Genomic DNA, 21587 nt, shown 5'->3' with positions numbered 1-21587 from the left:
AATGCATGTACCCCTCCGCTGTGGCCGAACTCGAAGCACTTCTCACCGCCGCCCGTGCAGGCTCGATCTCCAAGGCCGCGCGTGAGCTAGGCATCAATCAGCAGACCATGTCCGCACGCATCGCGCGGGCGGAAAAAGCGCTGGGAATCACCGTCTTCGAACGCTCCCCCTACGGCGTATCTCCCACGGAAAACGGGCAAGTGCTTATCGACGCACTCCCAGACCTCCTCGCCGCCTGCCACAGGTTTTCGGGCATTGCCGCCAGCTTGCGTTCCGACGATGTTCCCCGCCACCTCACCCTTGCGGTGTCCAATACTGTCGCTGAGCTCTACTACCCCGGCTGGGCCGCCGAGTTCCACCGGCAACATCCCGCAGTCAAACTGTCAATGGTGCAGGCAAACTCCCGTGAGGTGCGGCAACTAGTGGCCAACAGTGCGGTGGACTTCGGCCTGGTAGAGGGCGAGGCTGGTCGACACGACCTCGAAGAGCGGATCATCGGCACCGATGAGCTGGTCCTCGCTGTGCCGACGGGGCATCCGTGGACTGAGCGGGCCGAGATATTCATCGCGGAACTGCGCACTACCCCGCTGGTTATTCGCGAACCCGGTTCCGGCAGTAGAAAGGTCGTGGAAGATACACTGGGGAATCTCGCCGAACCCGCGGGAGAATTTGGTTCCCTTTCGGCACAGCGTGCTGGCATGATTGCGCTGGCAGCGCCAACAATCATCGCCCGCGGCGCAATTCGCGATCAGGTAACGCTCGGGCGCATCGTCATCGTCCCCACCCGCACCCGTTTTACTCGCAATCTCAGCGTAGTTATGCGTCGCGGCAGTGAAGCTAGTGGGGACATTTCGGAATTTATCCGCATTGCAAGTCCTATACTTAGCAAGCATGAGCAATCCCAATGATGAACTCTTTTCCTCTGACCGCTATGATGCCGGCATCCAAATTCGCCGCGAGGTGATGGGCGACGAATTCGTCGATGCCGCCCTCTCTCGCAACGCCGGCTCCGACGGAGAGACCCTGCAGAAGCACATCACCGCCACCGTCTGGGGCTCCGTCTGGAGCCGTGAAGGACTGGCCAAGCGTGATCGCTCCCTGCTCAACATTGGAATGCTCGTCGCTCTGCGCGCCACCGAAGAATTGCGCGGCCACATCAAGGGTGCCCTCGCCAACGGCCTGACCCGCACCGAGATCACCGAAGCCATCGTCCACGCTTCCGGCTACTGCGGCGCACCGGCCGCACTGTCCGCGATGAAGGTCGCGCAGGAAGTGCTCGTTGCTGAGCTCGGACCGCTTGACGACGACGATCGGTAGGTAGCCCACGGGCTCGCAGGCCCCGGTCGCCGCGTAAGCACATCAGTGATGCGGCGCAGCAGCCACGACAGCGGCAGGGCAAAGGCAGCGGTGACGATTGCCACTGCCAACATCGAGCCTTGGAAGGTCTGCTAGCCCATCAACGTCATCACCCAGTCCATGACCAGCACGTGGACGAGGAAGAACTCGTATGAGACCTCTCCCAACCAAATCATGGCTGGATGACGAAGCCACCTGACCTCCGTACCCAGCGCAATCGGGGCCACGAATGCACCAGCGGACAGGCCATACAGCGTGGTCTTCCACAACGCCTGGTCGACATCATCCGGCACCAAGGTTGCTGGCCCCACGTGGGTGGTTGTGGATAGGAAAAACAGGACTAGCGCTATCAGCCAGCTGGCCGCCAAATTGACGCGCCAGCCAACTTTTCGCCCGTAAGCCAGCAGCATTCCGATGGCGAACCAGTCGAAATACGCCATCGGCCACAGCCGTGCCACTACCGGCAGCAGCCCTTCCTGATGCGACAGCACAGTCCAGACCGGTCCAATAAGGCCAAAACCAATAATGATGGCCAACGTTGGACCAGGCCGCAGCCGCCCCTTTGTGATCGTCCAGATGCCAAGCCCCACCAGCGGCAATACCAAGTAGAAGCCGACTTCCACCACCATCGACCACATCTGCGGCAAGCCCGGGTGAATCCAGCCGAATTGGAGCGTCTGGGTAAACGACATCGTGCGCAACCAGCCCTGCAAACCCCCACCCGATGGTGGCGGGTCATCTGCGGCATGAATGAGGAATGCCGCAGTAACCACAATCCAGTAGGCCGGCAGGACTCTCTTCGCACGGCTGGTGAAATACTTCCGCAAGTCCGGTCGGTTCGCGGGGACGTCGTCAGGCGAACCGAGCCAGCGCCCTGTGAGCAGAACCGCACTGAGCACGAAGAAGATGGTGACGCCAATTTCGAATCGACCGTTGAGGCGCCCCCACCAATCGCCGGTGTAATTGCCCGTCCAAAACGCGGCATGCGTGAGCAGGACGCCGAACGCGCCGATGGCTCGGATGCTGGTCAGCTCCGGAACGTAGGTGGACTTGGCCGAATTCATGCCAATATTTTAGGAGCGCAAAGTACTTCCCCGTGTTATTTCGGCAAAAGTGGAATCTACATAATTTCTTCTACATATTCTCGACGGTGCTCAAAATGTACTGAGCAGATTCACGCAACCGCTCCAGCTCCCAGCTGTTTAGCTGTGGCGGCATACGGCGAATGATTCCACCTCGGCCAATCACCGCAGGCATCGACAGCGAGACATCCGGCAACCCGTATTCACCATCCAAGCGTGTACACACCGGGTGGACGCTGTTTTGATCCAGCATCACCGCACGGGCAATTTCCAAAGCGGAGCGTGCAACACCGGCATTAGTCCAGCCCTTGGCATTGAGAACATCGTAAGCTGCCCCGACCACGGCATCTTGAATTTCTTGCGGTGAAGGCAGCGGCGTGCCATGCCATTTTTCCAGTTCTGCCCACCTCACACCTTGAACATTGAGTGTGGACAAAATTGGGACAGCCGTAAGCCCGTGCTCACCCATCATGTAGCCAGTGACTGACTTCGGGTCGATGCCGAGCTGCTTGGCCACCACCCAGCGCAGTCGAGCCGAGTCCAGCATGGTGCCGGTACCAAAGAGCTTTTCCGCGGGGTAGTCGAACTCGGTATGTGCCAAGTGCACCACCGCATCGAGTGGATTAGTAATAAAGAGGACGATCGCATCGCGCGTATGCTTCACGATTCCCGGCATGACATCGCGAACCACCTCCCCGCTGAGCTTGGCCAATCCGGCACGGTCCGGACGGGAATCCGGGTCGTCCGGGTCCGGGAGAATGGACGCACCAGCAGCGACGATAATCATATCTGCGTCAGCACAATCGCTGTAGTCGCCAGCATGCACATTGACATAGTCCGTGCCGGGAACACCAGTGGACTGGGATTGGTCCAGAGCCTCGCCATGCGCGACGCCTGGTGCTGCGTCAATAGTGGCAATCTCAGCGAACAGCCCGGATTCCATGGCATATGTCAGAACATACGAACCGACGTGACCGAGACCAATACAAACGAGTTTTGAGTGTTTCATAGTTTCGATACTAGGACTGTGGAAATCCAGTGCCGCGGTGGAGGGGTGAGCAGCAAGACAAGAGCCTCCACTCGATTACGAGTGAAGGCTCTTGTCTCTATATATCTTTGTACCCCGTACGGGATTTGAACCCGTGTTACCGCCGTGAGAGGGCGGCGTCCTAGGCCGCTAGACGAACGGGGCTTAGAACTTTCATCCGCGCGCTGCGGACTTGTTAAACAATACACTAGACGTGGATAGTAACTGCAAATCACCAGGTCAAAGCACTAAATTCCAAGTGTTTCCGCATTTTCTGCCAATGCGTTTTTAAGCTCCGCTTCATCCATTCTTCGCAAAGTCGCAACTTCGGCGACAGTGTCCCGCAACGCGGCGATGACCTCGGCAGAGACCGCCTCCGCCGCATCACCGCTTCCGGGCTCGCGCGGAAGGTCAGTTTCCAGCAAAAGCCTATCGACGGGCACCTGCGACACATAGGCCCGTCCGCGTTTGGTCCGCAACATGAGCGGATTGACGGAGATGTAGCCACCGGCTCGGATAAGCCTGGTCAGCTCATCGTTGGTGCCACCGAAACGGTGAAAGATGGGCACGAGATTCTGACCGAGCCCTACCCCTTTGCCGGAGTCCAAGCGTGGTTCCAGCAGATCAAGCACCGTATCGGCGCTGCGGACTGTGTGAATGGACAGGATATGCGGCTGGCTCGAAGCTTGGACAGCATCGAGGATGCCGGTGAGGACATGGATTTGAGTCTCGGCGGGAACGTCGTCAAGCCTGCGGGGCGCGAAGTCCAAGCCAATCTCACCGACGAAACGGGTGTGTGGAAGGGCCTCGCGAAATATCTCAAGCTCGCGCTCGTAGTTGCCGTCGGTATACCACGGGTGATAGCCGACTGCGGCCATGGGGAGATTTTCGCGCTCTAGCTCGACAAATCCGGAGGGGCGGACTGTCTGCGCGATGATCTCCACGCCTTCCTGCGCAATATCGGCTTTGAAGCACTCGCGCGAAGCCGGTGGCAGGAAATCGTAGTGAAAGTGGGTATCGATGAGCCGCATCATTTTTCCGTTGGTGGCTGGTTTTCGTCGGCCGGACCGCCGATGCGCGGGGCCAGCGGGGTTTCCTCGAACCCGAGCAGACGGCGAATGACCTTTCCGGCCAGCATCTGCCCCATGATTGGCGGTATGTAGCTCATGGTACCGAGGGTTTCCGCCTTGGTACCGCTGCCCTTGTCCGCAATTCTCACTGGCTCTTCGGATGAGTACAGCACCTCAAGACCGCGAATGCGTCGGCGGATACACACCTGACGGACGACCTTCGCCAGCGGACAGACCTTTGTCTTATTGATTTTCGAGAAGGTCAGCCGAGCTGGGTCGAGCTTATTTCCGCCGCCCATAGCGGAAATGAGGTGGACACGATTTTCCGCGCACCACTGCGCGATCTCAATCTTGCCGGTGACATCGTCGATAGCGTCGATGATGTAATCCGGACGCGGGAACTGCTCGAAGGTCTCCGCCAGGTTTTCGCGTGTGAGAAAAATCTGGCGGGCATAGGTCGTACAATCCGGGTTGATATCGGCAACCATCGCCTCCATGACCTCGGCTTTGACCCGGCCAATCGTGGAGACAAAAGCCAGCGCCTGACGGTTGAGATTGCTCGGCTCCACGACATCACCGTCGATCAAGATGAGGTTGCCCACGCCGCCTCGGGCAAGAGCTTCGGCACAACTCGACCCCACGCCTCCGAGTCCGACAACCATGACGGTAGATTCAGCTAACGTTTCTAGCCCCTCCTCCCCTAGGAGAAGCTTCAGTCGTGCGAAACGTTCACTGGTCATAGTCGCCCCTGGTCATAGTCGCCTCGATTCTTAAAAAACAAAAACTCCCCAGCCGACTGACTGGGGAGTAACTTTGTACCCCGTACGGGATTTGAACCCGTGTTACCGCCGTGAGAGGGCGGCGTCCTAGGCCGCTAGACGAACGGGGCTTAGAACTGAATCCAACCCAACTGAGTGAGCGAATTCCGCTGGCCTACCAGGACTCGAACCTAGAATGACGGTACCAGAAACCGTAGTGTTGCCAATTACACCATAGGCCAATAAAGACTGGCGCTTTCACGCTGTCTTTGTACCCCGTACGGGATTTGAACCCGTGTTACCGCCGTGAGAGGGCGGCGTCCTAGGCCGCTAGACGAACGGGGCTTAGAACTTTGCAGTTAGTGAATACATTCAACAATGAACTTCTTCACTGCTGGCCTACCAGGACTCGAACCTAGAATGACGGTACCAGAAACCGTAGTGTTGCCAATTACACCATAGGCCATCGCTGCTGAACGCAACGAGGAATAATATAGCCAATTCGCGCTAACAAGAGCAAATCACCTGGTCAAAGGCTCGTTTAAATTCGCGAGTTCCCCACAGCCCACCTCAGCAGTGCGCATAACTAATGCAGTGCATATAACTAACGCAGTCCCAGATCGAAAGCCCATTCGATCGCAGCTCAAAGCTGATCCGCCCTTCAGGAGACACTTCGTGGTGAAGCGGCTGGCAAACAGCCGACACACACCAAAAAACCAGACCTGAAAGGCAGGCACCATGACTTCCCCAACAACGACGGCAACAACCGCCCCCATCACGCTCGAGCTGGAGTTCTCCGACATCACGGAGCAAATGAACGGCACCATCGGTCGTGTCATCGGCACTGTCACTATCCGTCAGTTCGCGAAAATCATCTCGGCCCTTAACCTCGACGCCAACCCACGCGTGTCCCGCACCGGCCGCATCACCGATGCCATCATGGAAACCATCGACACCACACCGGAGCTCTTCGCCTACAAATCCAAGGGTGTGCTCCTGGCCTCCACTCAGTTCACCAGTGAAGACAATCTCTACCGCTTCACCTTCAGCAACCGTCGCATCGAAGGCATCCTCGACGGCGGTCACAACTCGCTGGCTATCGCACTGTTCGTTCTGGGCAAGCTCACTCCACCACCTAGCCGCAAAATCAAGACGTGGTCCGAAATGAAGGAGGTCTGGTCGGAGCGTACGGAAGAAATTGAGGAATTGCTTGCCGACGAAAGCCTCACCGAGCTCGATGCCCGTGTTCCGGTAGAGGTACTCGTGCCCGGCGCTCGGGACGAGGACACTGTGCAGGACTTCTCCGATGCACTGCTCGATATCTGTGCCGCCCGCAACAACAATGCGGAGCTCAAGGCGGAAGCAAAGCTCAATCGCGCCGGCTACTTTGACGATCTGAAGCATGCCCTGCCTCAGGGAATTAGCGACAACGTGCAGTGGCGCACCAACGATACTGGTCGACTAAAGGTGGGCGATGTCATCGCTATGGCGTGGATTCCGCTGTCTTGTATTGACCTGCCGAAGGATGCCGACGGGAAGCAGATTGAAGCACCGACCCCCACCAGCCTCTACTCCGGCAAGGCCAAGCTGCTTGACCGCTTCGAGGATGTCATGAGCTCACCGGAGGTCACTAAGCCCAGCACTGAAAGCATCAATGAGCGCACCGAAGAGGTCGTTCTCTACAACGAGAAGGTCCGCAGCGCATTGAACCTCACGCGTGACTTCATCGATATTTTCGAGCGCATCAACGCAGAGCTACCCGATCTCTACAACAAGAGCGGCGGTAAATTCGGCGGCATTGATGCTGTTGACAAGGCCAATAAGAAGAATCCGCGGACCGGCAAGACTCCACAGAAGTACTCGAAGTTCTACCGCCAGCCCATCGGCTACGCGATTCCGGACGGGTTCATCTACCCGCTCGTGTACGCCTTTGCCGCACTGCTCAAGCGAAACGAGGACGGCACGGTCCACTGGGGAACCGACTGGCACGATTTCTTCAACAACCACATGGGGTCGCTGGTCAAGGATTACCGCGAAACCTCCATGAATATGCTGAACCGCGACCCGCAGAAGGTGGGCAAGGAAGCGGGCTCTTACACGAACCTGCTTCGCTCAGCCCAGCTCGCGCTCTTTACTGAGCAGCAGTAAAAGGAGTGACCTCGAGCGCCTTGCGCAGTCGGCCCAGGCTGCGGCTGCGACCAAGCAGCTCCATGGACTCGAACAGCGGCGGCGATACCTGCGCACCAGTCACGGCCACGCGCACCGGGCCAAAAGCCTTGCGTGGCTTCAGCTCCAGGTCCTCGATGAGGGCCTTCTGAAGTGCAGTTTCAAGCTTCTCGGTGACGAAGTCCTCTTCGCTGAGCGGCTCCACAGCTGCAATGGAGGCCTCCAGGACAGCGACGGCGTCTTCCTTGAAGTTACGGCGTGCCGAGCGCTCATCGAAGGTGAACTCGTCCTCTTCCACAACCAGGAACTTCGAGAGGTCCCAGGCGTCGGAAAGCGTCTTCACACGGGTCTGCAGCAGCGTTGCCAGGAAAGCGAACTTATCCGCCGGGTAGTCGGCCGGGAAGTCAAAGTGGCTTTCCAGGTACGTGCGCAGACGCTGCTCGAAGTCCTTCGGATCGAGCATGCGGATGTGGTCCGCGTTGATAGCGTCGGCCTTCTTCTGATCGAAGCGAGCCGGGTTGGACAGCACATCGTGGATATCGAAGGCCTTAACCATCTCGTCCATCGTGAAGATGTCCTGGTCGCCGTCCATAGACCACCCCAGCAGTGCCAGGTAGTTCAGCAGACCCTCGCGGATGAAACCGTTATCGCGGTGGATGAAGAGATTGGACTGCGGGTCACGCTTGGACAGCTTCTTATTACCCTCGCCCATAACGAACGGCAGGTGACCGAACTCCGGGGTGAACTTGGCGACACCGATGCGCTTCAGCGACTCGTAGAGAGCGATCTGGCGCGGGGTCGATGGCAGCAGATCCTCACCACGCAGGACGTGAGTGATCTCCATCAGAGCGTCATCAACCGGGTTAACCAGGGTGTAGAGCGGTTCACCGTTGGAGCGGGCAATAACGAAGTCCGGAACCAGGCCGGCCTTGAACTCGATACGACCGCGAACGAGGTCATCGAAGACAATGTCCTCGTCCGGCATGCGCAGGCGGATCACCGGCTTGCGACCCTCTGCACGGAAGGCTTCCTTCTGCTCCTCGGTCAGGTTGCGGTCGTAGTTGTCGTAGCCCAGCTTCGGGTCACGGCCGGCGGCCTTGTGGCGCTCCTCAACCTCTTCAGCGGTGGAAAAGGCCTCGTAAGCTTCACCAGCGTCAATGAGGCGCTGCAACACATCGGCGTAGATGTCCTTGCGCTGCGACTGGCGGTACGGGCCGTGCGGACCGCCGACATCGATGCCCTCGTCCCAGTCAATACCGAGCCAATTCAGGGCCTCGATGATTGCCTGATAGGACTCTTCGGAGTCGCGAGCGGCATCGGTATCTTCGATGCGGAAGACCAGCTTGCCACCAGTGTGACGGGCATATGCCCAGTTGAACAGGGCGGTGCGGATGAGGCCAACGTGCGGGGTACCGGTTGGCGACGGGCAAAAGCGTACGCGAACATCTGACATGCTTTCCCACGATACCCGCCCTCCCACCTGCAGGCATGCATAGGGTTTGCATAGGGTTACAGAGCCCACTCCCCGGCCACTTCGCCGGCGTATCCGGCGGCGCGCAGCCGCTCAACCCAGCTGCGCAGTGGTGCCTCACCGGTGCCCGGCGCGCCGCGGCCTGGGAAATCGGCAATCTGGACGTGCGCCGGCAGGCTCACTCTTCCAGTCTCCACCTCAGTGAGCCAAGCATCCACGTCGACGCCATTAGCTGCAAAATGGTAAAAGTCCGCGAGCACACCAGCACCAGTCTGTTGAGCTAACTCCTCGGCTTGCCACGGATCTGTAATGGGATAATCGTCCATCCCGGACAGCGGCTCAATCAACGCGCGGACACCGCTGAGCTCCAGCTGGGCAGTGATCTCAGTCAGTCGGTGCACTTGCAGGTCCGCCAGTTCCCCAGACCGCCCCAGCAGCACGTTAGAGCATTTCAGCCCCGTGGCTCGCGCGATCTGGCTCACTGCTTCCAGGTGCCCCGTGGGCAGCCCGTCTGTATCGAGCACTCCTCGCTGCCCCGCTGTCATGTCCCCTCCCCACAGGTTCATGGCATAAAGACCAAGGCTGTCGTCAAAGAGGTCACAAAAGGCGGAAACCTCATCGGGTGCGGGCACTGCGAGGTCAAATGGCCACCAGAATTCCACGGCCGCGTAGCCGTCGTCACGCGCGGCGTTGACAGCATCGTGCGGGGACATGTGTGCGTAGACCGTAGAACAGTTAATAATGGTGCTCATGACCAAAACGGTAGTAGTAACTGGTGGCGGCGCGGGCATTGGTCGCGAAATTGCTCTGGCTTTCGCCGCCGATGGCTGGCACGTGCATATCTGCGGCAGGCGTATCGACGCGCTCGAGACTGTTGCCGCCGAAGCGGACAACATCACCTACTCCAGGTGTGACATCACCGACCCCGAACAGGTCCGTGCGATGTTTGAGAACGCGCAGGTGGCTACGGGAACCATCGATGTTGCAGTGCTCAATGCGGGGCTGCCCGGCACGCCCGCGGAGTTCGGAGAGACCGGCATTGAAGACTTCCGGGCGGTCATCGATACGAATGTGGTCGGCTCGTACCTGTGTGCACGCGAGGCTTTTTCGCGGATGAAGGCGGGGTGCGAGGGGAAGACAGAGCAAGCGGGCGGCCGAATCCTGGTCAATTGTTCTATCGCGGCGCAGGTACCGAGAGCCCATACGGCGGCGTACGCGACGTCGAAAAGCGCGCTTGCCGGAATGACCCATGTGCTTGCCCTGGACGGACGCGAGTATGGCATTACGGCAACGCGCATTGACATTGGCAATGCGCAGACTGACCTATTGGGGACGTTCACAGGCAGCGAGCCAATGTTCGATGCCACGCAGGCTGCGGAGACCTTCCTCTACGCCGCGAATCTGCCGGCGAGTGCAGTCATCGATCAGCTGACGATTACCGCTGCGGGTATGCCCTTTTTGGGCAGGGGTTAGCCTGCCCCTTAAACTGGAGCACAACTGGGTTTAGATTGAGGAGGCGGGTTAGGGCTATGTCCATGGAAAACCACCCCTCTCTGGGCGGCGGAAACGAAGAAGAGCAGCAGGAAAAGTCTCACCCGTCGAACGAGCCTGCAGCGACTCCGAAACGTTCGACGCGCTGGGACACGTCCCGCCCAACCACCGCTCCTGATTTTTTGCTCTCCCGTGCGCACGGCTCCATCCGCACGCAAGGTATTGAAGAGCAGATTTCCGACCCCTGGCTCGCAGCCGAGGGACTGCACTCGGGCATTCACAAAATGGTGGTCGGCGCCCTGCCCTTCGACTTGGACAAGCCCGCCGCCCTGACCGTTCCCCGGGAAGTCATCCGCTCCTCGCAGCCGCTGGAGCCACCCGCGCACTACCGCTGGAACGCACCCAAGCCTCACGCCAGCATCGTCGCTTACGATCCCCCGCTCGATGAGCACGCTGAGCGCATCGCCGCAGCAATCCGCACCATCGAGTACTCGGCGCTGGAAAAGGTCGTGCTCGCGCGCGCTGTGGAACTCGAAATCGATCCCCCGATTGACCCGCTCCTACTCGCATCGCGGCTTATCGACGGATCCCCCAACCGCGATGGCTTTGTCGTGGATCTCTCTCCCGCCGGTTCCGATTATGAGGGCAAGTTGCTCATCGGTTCCTCCCCGGAGATGCTGGTCCGCCGTACGGGTGACATCGTTGAGGCGTTTCCCTTGGCCGGGTCGCTGCCGAGGTCCCGGAATGAAGAGGTGGACCGGGCGTCGGCCCGTCGTTTAGCGGACTCGCGCAAGAACCTAGACGAGCATGCCTTCGTCGTCGACGACATCGCCGACAACTTGGCGCCACTGTGCAGTTCGCTGGATGTTCCGGACAGCCCCGAGCTGATGAGCACCGCCGAGATGTGGCACTTGGCCACGCATATCCGCGGTCGGTTGAAGGATCCGTCGCTGTCCGCGCTGGATTTGGCGCTGGTGGTGCACCCGACACCAGCCATTTGTGGCACGCCGACGGAATCCGCCTTCGGCGTTATTCAGGCCGTAGAGACCAACCGCGGCTTCTACTCGGGCGCTGTCGGCTGGTGCGATGAGAATGGCGACGGTGAGTTCGTGGTCTCCATTCGCTGTGCCGAAATCGACACTGAGGGGTCCGTGGCACGACTATGGGCCGGAGGCGGCATTGTGTCGCACTCCGCCCCAGAAGAAGAAGTCACGGAGACCAGCGCCAAGATGGGCACTGTACTCCGCGCTTTTGGAGTTAAGGGCGCTTAAGCCAGGGCGCATAGGCCCTAGCAGCTTAAGCCCTGGCAGCTTAAGCCCGCTCCACAGGGTTGGCCAGCTTGCCGATACCCGGGATCTCAATCTCGATGCGGTCACCCGGGAACATCGCAGCGGTACCGGCCGGGGAGCCGGTGCAGATGACATCACCCGGCAGCAGCGTAATCGAGGCAGTGATGAACTCGATAATCTCCGGGATGGACATAATCATCTGGTTGGAGTTGGAATCCTGCTTGGTCTCGGTAACACCCTCGTGAGTCAGGTGCGCCTTGATCGGCAGCTCGTTGTAGTCCAGCTCCGTCTGGATCCACGGACCAAGCGGGCAGAAGGTATCGATGCCCTTTGCGCGCGCCCACTGACCATCGGCAAACTGCAGGTCACGGGAAGAAACATCATTGACGATGGTGTATCCGAAGATCACATCGTGAGCGTTTTCCTTCTTGACGTTCTTGCACGGCTTACCAATAACCAGTGCCAGCTCGCCCTCAAACTCGACGTTGGTGGCGAAATCCGGAATGCGAATCGGCGCTTCCGGGCCAATGACGGCCGTCGGCGGCTTAATGAACATCGTCGGCGGCAGCGATTCTGCCGACTTCTTGAACACCTCGGCGACGTGGTCAGCGTAGTTACGACCAATAGCGATGACCTTCGACGGCAGCATTGGGGCGAGCAGACGTACGTCGGCAAGCGGCCAGGAACGGCCAGTCTTATTCAGCTGACCGAAAGGGTGCCCTTCGATTTCGTGCAAAGTAACTTCACTGCCTTCGCCCTCAACGAGCGCGAAGCACATGCCCTCTGGGTGGGCGATTCGAGCAATACGCATAAAAATAGGGTACACGTCACATTGCGATAATTATGCAACGACCCCCACTCTCTATACTCTGCGCTCTAAACTCCGCGGGATTCCTGCGCAAGCCACACCAGCGCACAGGCCAGCGCATCGTTGAACGCGTGATGGGCCTTAAAACGGGGAATGCCGTACTTGTCGCACAGTGACCACAACCGCAGCTCATCACGGACCGGCTCACGGTTGGCCCGCAGAATCGCGTCGTACTCACGTGTCATAGTGTCCGCCACCGGCACATCAAAACGCGCATCGAAGTACTTCCGGCACAACGGATCTAGGAAACCAACTTCCATCCGCGCGTAGTGCGCCAGCAGCTTCCGTCCCCGTAGAGCTTCTAACAGCTTGCCGACGGCCACCTCTGCCTCTACCCCGGTTGCGACCATGTCGTCGGTAAGCCCATGCACCGTCGCCGACTCGCCGACGCTCACCTCCTCGCGCTCTGGGCGAATGAGAAGGTGACCCGACTCTTCCAGCACGATGTCGCGGCCTTCGACGGCAACCCAACCGATGGAAAGCAACTGATCTTTGGAGGGATCCAGACCGGTGGTTTCCACATCGACCGCGAGCCAAGCATTGTCGCGGATAGGTGCGTCCAAGAGTTTCTTGCGGGGTTTGAAAAACTTCAACATTGCGCGCTCACGACATCGCCCGGATGGGATACTTCGCCCCGAGGCTCTGCTGCAACTTGCGGATAACACCAAACGCATCGCGCAGGTGCTCGCGTTCCAGGCTGGAGAGACGCTTCGGGTAGATGTGGTTATTCGGCTGCTCGCCAGCGTTGAACTGGGCCTGCTGGTGATGAAGCTGCACCGTGCACAGGAACTCGAACGCATCCGCCAGATCCTGCGCACCCTGACGGCTCACGCTTCCGGCACCCGCACTCGCCGCCAAGCGTTCACGCGTGGACAGCTGCGGCAGCCCGGCCGCCACAGTAAATAGGCGCGCCATCTGCACCACAGCAGCAGTTCCCCCCTTCTTGATGTCCAGGGTCTCTGCGTGCTCGCCGCCCTTCTCCAGCACCAGGCCACGGAAGAAGCCGAGCGGCGGCTCCCGCCAGGCCGAGAGCTTGGCCAAGTGCGCGTGCAGGCGCTGCGACCCCTGGGCCAGCGGTAGGTAGGCCGCGCGCAATTCCTCTACCAGTTGCACATCGCCCGCTACCGCTCGCATGTCGAAGAAGGTCTGTGCATGTAACAGCGCCTCCGCCTCCGGTGCGGTAATCCACCCGTGGAACGTGCGCAGCCACTGCGACTTGGTCATCCTCCACGCAGGATTGCTGGCCATCATGTCCCCTGGACAGAGCGGATAACCGACTCGGTCGAGGTTGGTGCAAATCTCGTCGCTAAGCGCGGCGAAATAGTCAGCATGAGCGTCGGCGTCGTAGTCGTCGGCGAGAACAAGCGCATTGTCCTGATCGGACGCGAGCCCCATCTCCCCGCGCCCATGCGAACCCAGTACCGCAAAGGCGTAGCTGACTGGTGGCGGCCCAAGCTTTTCCTCCGCCAGCGCAACCAGGCGTCGGGTGACAGCATCGGCCACGGCAGTCAGCAGCTTGGCGACCTCCTCCCCCGAATCACCTCGGTCAATAAACCGGCCGACAATCCGCCGCGCGTTCTGAGCAATCTCCGCAATCTCCGAGATATCGCTCTTCCGCGCCAGCGTCGCCGTCGCGTACACGGGATCGGTGTGCAGACTGCGCAGCAGGTCACCAATGACAATCATGCCGACCACTCTCGTCCCGTCGTGCACCGGCAGATGATGGTAACCGCGCTCAGCCATCAGCAGCATGGCCTCAAAAACCAGCAGGTCGGGACTGATGGTTTCCGGGTTCCCGGTCATCACTTCGCTTACAAGCGTCGCCGCGGGCTTCGCCTCTGCCAGCACTCGACGACGGAGGTCACGGTCAGTGATGATGCCGACGAGCGGGCTCTGGTTGGCGCCTGCAGACTCCATTACGAGCAAACTGGAGACATTCCGCTCCGTCATAATCTGCGCCGCCTCTTGTACTGTCGCATCAGCACTGCAGGTCACCAGCGATGTTTCCATCAGATCCGCAACCCGTGTGCGCAATGACTCCGATGCCGCAGTACTCCGCAGCTTCGATGCCACTGCGCGAATGCGCGCGTTCTCACCGCCGTAATAGCGCCGGACCTCTACGAACTGCTCATTGAGCTGGTCAAAAACCTCCTTGGAGATCACTAGGAATACGCAGTCCTCCACTGCCGTCATCGTGTATAGCGAAGGGTCACTGCTCAGCAGCGTCGAATAGCCGAAATGATCTCCCACATCTCGCCTGTCCAACAGCGTGCCAGCTGGGTCAAAGAGATCCACCATGCCGGAGCGAATAATGAAACAGCTGTTGTTATCCGCACCCGCCCGGATAATCTCCGTTCCACGACGGGCATAGCGCATGGTCAAAAGCGGTGGGATAGTCGCGCGCTCTTCATCGTTGAGGTCCGAAAAGGGGCGAGTATGGCTGAGGAAGTCTGCGATTTCCGCAAGCTCGACGGTCATGGGGTCAATTATCCCCTATTTTTGCTCCCAATAGGACTGATTTGCGGGAATACTCGACCTTATGACCAATTCCACACACAGCGCTTCAATAAATCCCGAATGGCCGCTCGACGCCCACATCCTCGGCAGGATGGACAAGCTCGCGGCACTCGTCGCGACGCTTGACGACGACACCTTCAACGCAACCCTCCCCATCCCAGCCATTAACTCCCTGGCCGTGCTGTTACGACATGTGACCGGATCCGCGAGGTTCTGGCTCGAGCGCGTCTGCCTTGGGCGTGATTATGTCCGTGATCGCGATGGGGAGTTTTCTGCTCATTGCAGTGTTTCGGAAGGGCTGGAGATTTACCACCGTGACCGCGCGGCCATTGAATCCGCGCTGGTGGAGTTGCAAGGCGCGGACCGCGCTGGTGCTCCTGCTGTTATTCCTACCGATAAGGACCGTTGGTGGTGCGGCAGCATCGAAGGCGTGATCGTGCATGTCTTCCACGAGGCGGCTCAGCACCTGGGACATGCGGAGATTACGAGGGATGCGCTAGTGGCAGGACTGGGAGGGGATGATTCCGATAACGGCGCAGGAAGCTCATCCCCATACCCCCTTGACACCATCATCGATGTACTTCGCCAGGTCGGACATGCGTCGGACTTCATCGAGCACACCGCCGACGGTAAGACTCACATCACTACCGTCGATGGCAAAACTGTGATTGCCTAGCCCTCTCCCCCCCCTATTTTTTACTGCGCTACTTCAAAGCAGCAGCAATGCGGTCGCCAACCTCAGCGGTCTTGATCGGGCCACTACCGCGAGTAGCCATGTCAGCTTCCACAGCAGCCTCGATGCGCTGGGCGTCTTCCTCACGACCCAGGTGGCGCAGCATCATGGCACCCGACAGAATGGCTGCCGTCGGGTCCGCGATCCCCTTGCCAGCAATGTCTGGCGCGGAGCCGTGAACGGGCTCGAACATGGACGGGTTGGTATTGGAGGCGTCAATGTTACCGGACGCCGCCAGGCCGATACCGCCCGACACTGCACCAGCCTCATCAGTAATGATGTCGCCAAAGAGGTTGTCGGTGACGATGACGTCGAAACGCGAAGGATTAGTGACGAGGTAAATCGTCGCAGCGTCGATGTGCGAGTAATCGACATCTACCTCTGGGTATTCCTTAGCGACCTCATCGACCGTGCGCTGCCACATACCGCCGCCGTGCACCAGCACATTGGTCTTGTGGACAAGGGTCAGCTTCTTACGACGGGTCATAGCCAGCTCGAAGGCATAGCGGACGACGCGCTCAGCACCGAAGCGGGTATTGACGGAGGTCTCGTTGGCAACCTCGTGTGGCGTGCCGACGCGAATTGCGCCGCCGTTACCTGTGTAGGCACCTTCGGTTCCCTCGCGGACGACCACGAAATCAATTTCGCCCGGGTTCTTCAGCGGTGACTCGACACCCGGGAAGAGCTTGGAAGGACGCAGGTTGACGTGGTGATCCAGCGCGAAGCGCATCTTCAGCAGCAGGCCGCGCTCGAGAACACCCGGAGGAACGTTCGCCGGGTCACCGATAGCACCGAGCAGAATAGCGTCGTGCTCACGCAGGGAGTCGAGATCGGCGTCGGTAAGCAGTTCGCCATTGCGCAAGTAGCGACGCGAGCCGAGGTCGTACTCGGTGGTGTCGAACTCGCCGATAGCAGCCTTGAGCACCTTCAGTGCCTCTGCCGTAACTTCCGTGCCGATGCCATCACCCGGGATGACGGCGATCTTCAGCTTTCCCGCCTCAGTCATTTTTTGAGATACCCTTCTCACTATATGGACACAAATGAGTGTAGCAGAACCTAGCGCTCACCCCCGTCACTGTCTGCGCGATTTTTACCATCTCCATCGTTTTCACAATCCACCCCGCCTACTGCTCTCTCCTTTTCCATATCCCGCCGCACCTTATCCACTAGGCCGCGGAGACTGTCATGCAATTTGCGACGCTTTTCATTGTGTTCAGATAGCGCAGCAGTCTTCTTTTCTGTCTGCGAGGCAAAGGTATACCGACCATGCCCGGTGTGCTCTTTTTCCGACTGCGCAAACGGCCCTTCATCACAAGAGAGGAACGTCCAGGCTTCGGTCCCATCATCACCTCGAACAACTCGCCACATACCGGCAGTTTTGAGGTTGTGGTGCCGTCGACAGAGACAATGGAGATTATCTGTATGCGTGGCCCCTTCCTTTTGCCGCTCACCACCGGAAAGGCTGTGATCAAATCCCACAATATGGTCGATATCGCACTTTTCCGCGGGGACATCGCACCCAGGAAAGCTGCACACACCATCACGGGCGCGCACGAATGCACGCTGAGACTCGGAGGGCCGATACCCCTCAACCGCACTATCCCCCAGCACCCGCAATGTCGATACCCGCTTCAGCCAAGACTCGGCCACCAGCGAAGAAAGCCAACCAGCCCCAGCGAGCCACACTGGAGTGTTTTCCGGTTCGCCATCCTCCCCGGGAGAGAGCACTCGGAAGAGTTCCAGATTCACCTCCACCTCACAAGTACCGCGTAACGCATGCATGAAAGCTGCCGCGCGACTCACTTTCATCTTCTTAGCCACTGCGTCGATAATTGCAAGGGCTTCCACTGCATGATGCCGCTCGAGGACAGTAGTCAGTGTCGTAACTCCAGCGTCACCATGTTCATCAACTGCGACAAACTCCTTAGCCGTCATACGATCGCCAAAGTAGTCGAGAGCCGCAGCTTGAACCTCCCGTACCTCCTCCGACTCCGCGGGATTATCCGCCGACTCTCCATCCGCCTCGACCTGGTATGCCGCCGCATCAATTGCAGCATCTACGGTCGCCTCCACATTCCGGGCCAGGACCCTATCAGCCTGCAACCCAGCGACATCCACATCACGTGGCCGCACTTCCGGAGCACACTCACCAATCACTCGCTGCACCCGCGTTGCCATCGCACGCACGCCACGGAGCGCCTCCCCGTCGCGCCTAGGCTTAACGACGTCCACGAGACCCGACTCCACCGCGTCAACCTTGTCATCAGCCACAGGCCGGGTATGTTTACCAAGCATTGCTAAATGCCTCATCGACAAATGCCCGCGCTCCTGACACATTTCCGCTAGTTGCGGCATACGTCCAAGCATGTAGCCAATTTCCATATATTTGTTCACTTCGGCGCGTGAGATTCCAAGCACCACCGACCAATAAGCCAAATGAGCTTCGACATCGCCATCATCTGGTGGTGCGACCCGCTGAGCGATAACCATCTGCAGACGATTAATCTCGCGCATCACTTCAGCGAGCGAATGAGCCCTCACCTCATGGCTGAACCGAAATTCCCCACACGATTCCAACTCTGACATTGCACTGTCCCCTCCCTAACGAGGTCCCCTAACGAACAGTTCTTTATCAATTCGCCCACACCATATCCCCCACCCCGGATTCAAACCGCTGCGCACCCCAAAAATCTCCACATTATTCGAACCCTATTTCGAACCGAGGCTGAAAGAAAATCCCGCCCTACGACGCAAACTTCGTCGTAAAGCGGGAACCGCACTAGAAACCTAGTCGACCGGCTTCATCGAACCGTTCTCGAGGAAACGACGGTGGAAGTCGTAAGAAGTACCCAGGTCATGCGGAGTATGCAGGTACGGGGTGGCCTTCTCAGCACGCTCAACGTATTCGAGCAGCGCCTCCTTGTACATCGGGTGCGCACACTTCTCAATGACAACACGGGAACGCTGACGCGGCGCCAGTCCACGGAGGTCAGCCAGACCCTGCTCAGTGATGATGACCATCACGTCATGCTCAGTGTGGTCAACATGAGAGACCATCGGCACGATTGCGGAAATATCGCCATTCTTCGCCAGCGACGGCGACACGAAGGTGGAGATATAGGCGTTACGGGTGAAGTCACCGGAACCACCAATGCCGTTCATCATGCGCGAACCAGCTACGTGCGTGGAGTTGACGTTGCCGTAGATGTCAGCCTCAATCATGCCGTTGGTGGTAATCAGCCCCATGCGGCGGACCAGACCCGGGTTATTGGAGATGTCCTGCGGACGCAGAACGATCTTCTCACGGTAGTCAGCGGCATTCTCGTTCATACGAGCTGCATATTCAGGAGACAGCGAGAATGCAGTACCGGAAGCCACGGTCAGCTTGCCAGCATCCATCAGATCAACCATGCCGTCCTGGATAACCTCAGTAAAAGAGGTCAGGTTCTCATACTTGGAGTCGAGCAGACCTGCGAGAACGGCGTTCGGAATGTTACCGACACCCGACTGCATCGGCAGCAGGTTCTCCGGCAGACGACCAGCCTTGACCTCCCCATCGAGGAAGTCGAGCAGGTAGCCGGCAATGGCCTTAGAGTCATCGTCCAGCGGCTTGAACGGCGAGTTACGGTCCTCGGCGTTCGTCTCGACGACAGCGACAACCTTATCGACATCGATCTGAACATCCGGAGTACCGATGCGGTCCCCCGGGTTCACAATCGGAATCTCCTTACGGTTCGGAGGCAGGCCGACACTGTAGATGTCGTGCATACCCTCGAGATCCTCGGACTGCCAGGAGTTGACCTCAATAATGATCTTCTCTGCAGCATTGAGGTAAGAAATGCTGTTACCAACCGAAGAGGAAAGAATCAGGGAGCCATCGGCCTTAATGCGAACAGCTTCGACCACGGCAACATTGACCGGACCAAAGAAGCCCTGCTCAGTCATCGGGCCAGAGTGCGACAGGTGAATATCACTATAGAAGGCATCGCCTGCATTGATACGGTTACGCATTCCCGGGTCGGACTGGTACGGCATACGCCACTCAACACCATTGGCCTTCGCCAGCGCACCATCAAGTTCCGGAGCGGTAGACGCGCCGGTCAAGACCTTAATCTTAAACTCGTCGCCACGCTCGTGAGCGGCCTCGATGCGCTCAGCGAGAGCCGGCGGGACAACCTTCGGGTAGCCAGCACCGGTAAATCCGGCAAAGCCCACCATGTCTCCGTGGTTGATGAACTGCGCCGCCTCCTGCGCGGTCATCACCTTGGATTTGAGACCAGCATGGGCAATACGATCTGACATGAATTCACCTTTCTATATCCCCCAACGCGACTATCGGGGGTAGTGCTTCGAACACCAAAGCACACCCCCAACCCTATCAACGAAGCGGTTAGCGACATTCATTCAGATGCCCGAAAGCGCCCCCATTTTAGGCACACTTCACGCGACACTAAAACCGACTACAACACCGTTTTATGCCCTACGTCACAACTGGCCAACAATCAGCCATACGACACATTTACAACCCCTTGCCTAGCCCAATTCACACAGTAGTTATTGATAATCATTTTCAGTACGTTAATCTTGTCGGGTGACTTCTACCGAATTTTCTGATAGCACCACCGAGACCACTCCCGTCACCGTCCTGTCCGGATTCCTGGGCGCCGGCAAGACCACCCTCCTCAACAACCTCCTGGCAAACTCACAGGGGCGCAAAACCGCGGTCATCGTCAACGACTTCTCGGAAGTCAACGTCGACGCCGCCCTCATCGAGCAAGGCACATATCTCGAGCGCGGCGAGGACCGTTTCATCGAAATGTCCAACGGCTGCATCTGCTGCACGCTGCGAGATGACCTCGTTGAAAACGTCGGCAAGCTCGCGCGCAGCGGCAAGTTCGAGCACATCGTCATCGAATCCACCGGCATCTCCGAGCCCATGCCAGTCGCCGCTACCTTCGAGTGGGAATTCGACGACGGCCGTCGCCTCGCCGACATCGCCCCCATCGACACGATGGTCACGCTCGTCGACGCCTCTACATTCCTCGACAGTCTCCGCCAGGGACGCGCACTGCCTGACGACGAACGCACGGTCGCCGACCTCCTCGTCGACCAGGTGGAATTCGCCGATCTCATCCTCATCACCAAATCCGACCTCGCCGGCGAAAAGCTCACCGGCGGTACCGAGGAAACGATCCGCGCAATGAACCCCCGCGCACGCATCGTCCGCGTGACTAACGGCGAAATCGCCACCTCTGCCATTCTCGACGCATCGCTTTACGACGAAGGTACCGCGGCCACTTTCCACGGATATGCAGAAGAGCTTGCGAATCCCCACACGCCGGAGACTGAAGAATACGGCATTTCTTCGGTTGTTTTCCGAGGCAATCGACCCTTCGACCGCGAACGACTAATCAAGGCTCTCCGCGGCACAAAGGGGCTCGTACGATCCAAGGGGCACTGCTGGATTTCCGACCGCCTCGAAGTCGCCCACGTGTGGAGTCAGGCGGGGCCGAACCTGAAAATCACCCCTGCCGTCATGTGGGCGCAGACCGATGTCCCACCATCCAATGAGGTCGTACTCATCGGTGTGAAATTTAACCCAGAGGCCACACTGCAAGCGTTCGAGGATGCCATGCTGACCGACGAAGAAGTGCGGGAATTGCTGTAACAAAGCCCCTGGAAGAGCGCCGATAAACGACCCGCTGAAGCGATCAGAGTGTCATAAATCACTTCTCAACCTGCGGGTGTGGCAACACACT

General features: G+C 58.8%; 19 protein-coding genes and 5 tRNA genes. 7 read left to right on the top strand and 17 right to left on the bottom strand.

Annotated features, from left to right (window positions below):
• Positions 1-5: 5 nt before the first annotated feature.
• Positions 6-908, top strand: a complete 903-nt coding sequence (locus QP982_RS01845) for a LysR family transcriptional regulator (protein ID WP_284870128.1) — start codon at positions 6-8, stop codon at positions 906-908.
• Positions 892-1317, top strand: coding sequence for a carboxymuconolactone decarboxylase family protein (locus QP982_RS01840; protein WP_070546713.1), 426 nt, complete (start codon positions 892-894; stop codon positions 1315-1317). Before QP982_RS01845 ends, QP982_RS01840 begins: the two co-directional genes overlap by 17 nt.
• A gap of 131 nt (positions 1318-1448) precedes the next feature.
• Here QP982_RS01840 and QP982_RS01835 read toward each other — a convergent pair whose 3' ends face one another.
• From QP982_RS01835 to QP982_RS01795, 9 genes are all read right to left on the bottom strand, one after another.
• The gene (locus tag QP982_RS01835; RefSeq protein ID WP_284870127.1) at positions 1449-2420 is read right to left on the bottom strand and encodes an acyltransferase family protein; all 972 of its coding nucleotides are present in this window, start codon (positions 2418-2420) and stop codon (positions 1449-1451) included.
• A 70-nt stretch (positions 2421-2490) separates the two neighbouring features.
• On the bottom strand, positions 2491-3447 hold the full coding sequence (locus QP982_RS01830; protein WP_048735408.1) for a lactate/malate family dehydrogenase: 957 nt from the start codon (positions 3445-3447) through the stop codon (positions 2491-2493).
• Between the two features lie 110 nt (positions 3448-3557).
• Positions 3558-3630 (bottom strand) — tRNA-Glu (locus QP982_RS01825).
• A gap of 83 nt (positions 3631-3713) precedes the next feature.
• On the bottom strand, positions 3714-4499 hold the full coding sequence (locus QP982_RS01820) for a TatD family hydrolase (RefSeq protein WP_284870126.1): 786 nt from the start codon (positions 4497-4499) through the stop codon (positions 3714-3716).
• On the bottom strand, positions 4496-5275 hold the full coding sequence (locus QP982_RS01815; protein ID WP_048735404.1) for a tRNA threonylcarbamoyladenosine dehydratase: 780 nt from the start codon (positions 5273-5275) through the stop codon (positions 4496-4498). The genes QP982_RS01820 and QP982_RS01815 overlap by 4 nt, the downstream gene beginning before the upstream one ends.
• 76 nt (positions 5276-5351) lie before the next feature.
• A tRNA-Glu gene (locus tag QP982_RS01810) sits at positions 5352-5424 on the bottom strand.
• A 39-nt stretch (positions 5425-5463) separates the two neighbouring features.
• Positions 5464-5535 (bottom strand) — tRNA-Gln (locus tag QP982_RS01805).
• A gap of 30 nt (positions 5536-5565) precedes the next feature.
• A tRNA-Glu gene (locus tag QP982_RS01800) sits at positions 5566-5638 on the bottom strand.
• 49 nt (positions 5639-5687) lie between these two features.
• A tRNA-Gln gene (locus QP982_RS01795) sits at positions 5688-5759 on the bottom strand.
• 272 nt (positions 5760-6031) lie between these two features.
• Between QP982_RS01795 and QP982_RS01790 the strand changes: the two genes are divergently transcribed.
• Positions 6032-7441 carry a hypothetical protein gene (locus tag QP982_RS01790; RefSeq protein ID WP_241482129.1) on the top strand — a complete coding sequence of 470 codons (1410 nt, stop codon included), beginning with the start codon at positions 6032-6034 and terminating at the stop codon, positions 7439-7441.
• On the opposite strand, the gene gltX is transcribed toward QP982_RS01790, so the two are convergent.
• Entirely contained in the window at positions 7425-8912 is a 1488-nt protein-coding gene (gene gltX / locus QP982_RS01785) for a glutamate--tRNA ligase (protein ID WP_256887207.1), read from the bottom strand. The genes QP982_RS01790 and gltX overlap by 17 nt on opposite strands.
• A 56-nt stretch (positions 8913-8968) precedes the next feature.
• Positions 8969-9682 carry a TIM barrel protein gene (locus QP982_RS01780; RefSeq protein ID WP_284870125.1) on the bottom strand — a complete coding sequence of 238 codons (714 nt, stop codon included), beginning with the start codon at positions 9680-9682 and terminating at the stop codon, positions 8969-8971.
• On the opposite strand from QP982_RS01780, the gene QP982_RS01775 reads away from it, so the two are divergent.
• The gene (locus QP982_RS01775; RefSeq protein WP_284870124.1) at positions 9681-10403 is read left to right on the top strand and encodes an SDR family oxidoreductase; all 723 of its coding nucleotides are present in this window, start codon (positions 9681-9683) and stop codon (positions 10401-10403) included. The two genes, QP982_RS01780 and QP982_RS01775, sit on opposite strands and share 2 nt — an antisense overlap.
• Positions 10404-10459: 56 nt before the next feature.
• A complete protein-coding gene (locus QP982_RS01770; protein ID WP_284870123.1) occupies positions 10460-11692 on the top strand; it encodes an isochorismate synthase in 1233 nt (410 codons plus the stop codon).
• A 40-nt stretch (positions 11693-11732) separates the two neighbouring features.
• On the opposite strand, the gene QP982_RS01765 is transcribed toward QP982_RS01770, so the two are convergent.
• From QP982_RS01765 to QP982_RS01755, 3 genes are all read right to left on the bottom strand, one after another.
• Entirely contained in the window at positions 11733-12521 is a 789-nt protein-coding gene (locus tag QP982_RS01765) for a fumarylacetoacetate hydrolase family protein (RefSeq protein ID WP_049172137.1), read from the bottom strand.
• 65 nt (positions 12522-12586) lie between these two features.
• Complete coding sequence (locus QP982_RS01760; protein ID WP_048735364.1) at positions 12587-13174, bottom strand: 3'-5' exonuclease; 588 nt, start codon at positions 13172-13174, stop codon at positions 12587-12589.
• Positions 13175-13181: 7 nt separating this feature from the next.
• The gene (locus tag QP982_RS01755; protein ID WP_049190131.1) at positions 13182-15056 is read right to left on the bottom strand and encodes a DUF294 nucleotidyltransferase-like domain-containing protein; all 1875 of its coding nucleotides are present in this window, start codon (positions 15054-15056) and stop codon (positions 13182-13184) included.
• A gap of 61 nt (positions 15057-15117) precedes the next feature.
• Between QP982_RS01755 and QP982_RS01750 the strand changes: the two genes are divergently transcribed.
• Positions 15118-15771 (top strand): mycothiol transferase, encoded by a 654-nt coding sequence (locus QP982_RS01750; RefSeq protein WP_070652916.1) that lies wholly within the window; start codon positions 15118-15120, stop codon positions 15769-15771.
• A 28-nt stretch (positions 15772-15799) separates the two neighbouring features.
• Here QP982_RS01750 and QP982_RS01745 read toward each other — a convergent pair whose 3' ends face one another.
• The 3 genes from QP982_RS01745 to scpC form a co-directional block, all read right to left on the bottom strand.
• Positions 15800-16816, bottom strand: coding sequence for a 3-isopropylmalate dehydrogenase (locus QP982_RS01745; protein WP_101687711.1), 1017 nt, complete (start codon positions 16814-16816; stop codon positions 15800-15802).
• Between the two features lie 68 nt (positions 16817-16884).
• The gene (locus QP982_RS01740; protein WP_284870122.1) at positions 16885-18414 is read right to left on the bottom strand and encodes an HNH endonuclease signature motif containing protein; all 1530 of its coding nucleotides are present in this window, start codon (positions 18412-18414) and stop codon (positions 16885-16887) included.
• A 201-nt stretch (positions 18415-18615) separates the two neighbouring features.
• Positions 18616-20130, bottom strand: a complete 1515-nt coding sequence (gene scpC, locus QP982_RS01735) for a succinyl-CoA:acetate CoA-transferase ScpC (protein ID WP_049172107.1) — start codon at positions 20128-20130, stop codon at positions 18616-18618.
• Positions 20131-20419: 289 nt separating this feature from the next.
• On the opposite strand from scpC, the gene QP982_RS01730 reads away from it, so the two are divergent.
• Positions 20420-21496 carry a GTP-binding protein gene (locus QP982_RS01730; protein ID WP_284870121.1) on the top strand — a complete coding sequence of 359 codons (1077 nt, stop codon included), beginning with the start codon at positions 20420-20422 and terminating at the stop codon, positions 21494-21496.
• The last annotated feature ends 91 nt before the right edge of the window (positions 21497-21587 follow it).

Source organism: Corynebacterium sp. MSK019, assembly GCF_030232425.1.
Lineage (GTDB): Bacteria > Actinomycetota > Actinomycetes > Mycobacteriales > Mycobacteriaceae > Corynebacterium > Corynebacterium jeikeium_D.
This window is presented reverse-complemented; position numbering and strand designations above follow the sequence as displayed.